This is a genomic window from Neobacillus drentensis (genome assembly GCF_036965645.1).
Taxonomy (GTDB): Bacteria; Bacillota; Bacilli; order Bacillales; family Cytobacillaceae; genus Neobacillus; species Neobacillus drentensis_D.
Genome location: NZ_JBALPZ010000211.1, coordinates 2,667 through 4,805, shown reverse-complemented (window position 1 = coordinate 4,805; position 2,139 = coordinate 2,667). Strand labels below are relative to the sequence as shown.

Here is a 2,139-nt window from a genome sequence, read left to right as displayed (position 1 = left end):
CAGTAATTGCTCTGTTTAAGAAAAGCGTATATTCCAATTATAGTTTTAATTTTGAAGACGGATTTCAATCACACGTTCAGTATAAGTATCTAATCGACAATACGAACGTACTCCGATATCGTTTTTTTAATTATTTGTATGCACACGTAGGAAAGCATAAAATATATCGTTATTTAATTAAGGATGTATACGATGTTGAAGTAGCATTTTATGAAGGATGGCCCACTGAATTTGTTAGTTTCTCGTCTCAAAATAGTTATAAAGTAGCATGGTTACATACTGATCAACAACGATTATATCAGAAGTTGACAACCGATCAAATAAATGAGAAAAAAAGAATGTATCAATCCTTTAATCAGATAATTGGGGTTTCCAATGCGGTGTGTCAATCATTTAATGTGATTTTTCCGCATACTATGCCCCGTTGTGTATATAATCCGCTTCAAGATGAATTGATTTGTATAAAGTCGGAAAGCGAAGAAATTAAGCGGCAAGAAGCGGTGCAATTTGTTACGGTGGGACGTTTGATCCCAATAAAAGGATATGAACGTTTGATATCTGCTTTGGCAACGTGTAAAAAAGAGGGATATTCATTTAATTTATGGATGATTGGTGATGGGGAAATACGAGATCAGTTAAAATCGATGGTACAACAATTCAATTTAGAGCAGGAAATTAGTTTTTTAGGACAAAAAGCAAACCCTTATCCATATTTAAAAGCAGCGGATTGTCTGATATGTTCTTCATATGCAGAGGGTTTAAGTACGGTTGTAATTGAGGCAATTATTCTTGGAAAACCTGTAATTACAACGAATTGTTCTGGAATGAAGGAAATATTCGGGTCATTAGAGTGTGGATACATATGTGAAAATACCGAAGAAGGCTTGTTTCAAGCGATTAAAAAAGTGTTAGAGTACCCAAATAATTTGAAATATTACCATAAACAAGCTAAGCAACGCGGAGTATTTTTTGCATTAAAAAATAGAATTGCTGATGTGGAGGCGCTATTGACCGAGGAAAACATCTAGATACTATAAAAAAGGAATTAATATGCAAACTTTAACTTACTCAAAGAGTAAGTTAAGACATACGTCCGCCCAAGGAAAGGAAAGAAAGATATGAACCAACGTATTGAACAATTAGATTCCATAAGAGGAATTGCAGCTTTATGTGTTTTCTTTTGCCATATATATTTTTTTTTAGATAAAGATGTAATCCCAAATAAGTTATCAAAATTATTAATGATGTCACCGTTAAAGCCAATAATTGATGGTCACCCTGCAGTTATTCTATTTTTTGTTCTTAGCGGATTTGTTTTATCTATACCGTTTTTTGGAAATAAAGAAATAAATTACTTTCCTTATTTAATTAAAAGGATTTTTAGAATTTATGTACCATATTTAGTTTCAATATTTGTAGCAATACTCTTGTCTGTTTTTCTTTCCGGACGTCAACTAAATTATAATAGAGTTCTGGAACATATCCCATTTTTAGGAAATATCCACACAAACTCATATAATGGTGTAATTTGGTCTTTAATTCACGAGATGAGGATTTCACTTTTGTTCCCATTTCTAATCCTTTTTATAAGAAAACTTAAGCCATGGCCTGTTTTTATCATGTGATTAGGATTGTCACTTGTTACTGTCTTAAATAATATTTATCACTTTCAAACTCCAAAGGGGCTTTATACAACATATTTTAATACTGCTCATTATCTCGCGATTTTTATTATGGGTTCCTTATTTGCGAAATATCGAATTCAACTTACTGGCTACTTTTTAAATTTACCAAAAGGTTTTAAGTGTGCGCTATTCTTCATTTCTTTAGTATTTTATAGTTTTTCAGATGTTGCAGTATTAAAGATAATGCGAGTGCCATTTGAATCTCCTTACTTTTTGATTCTAAATGAATATGGGATTGTAATAGGTGCATTAGGATTAATATTGACTTCACTAATATCTATAAGAGTTACAAATATATTGATGACCTCCCCTATTTCTTTTATAGGCAAAATGTCATATAGCTTGTATCTTTTCCATTTCCCTATCCTGATCAATTTAAGAAATTACTTAGAGAATATAATTTCAGGATGGGTTATTTGCTTAATTTCTTTTATCTTAGGAATAATAATTTCTA

Annotated in this window: 1 protein-coding gene and 1 pseudogene; both read left to right on the top strand. The window is 31.4% G+C overall.

The window, feature by feature from the left end:
• Window positions 1-1,028, top strand: a 1,028-nt coding sequence (locus V7266_RS28480) for a glycosyltransferase (RefSeq protein WP_335472582.1), incomplete at its 5' end; no start/stop codon positions are given.
• A gap of 90 nt (window positions 1,029-1,118) precedes the next feature.
• A pseudogene (locus tag V7266_RS28475) lies at window positions 1,119-2,139 on the top strand (acyltransferase family protein); the annotation flags it as partial.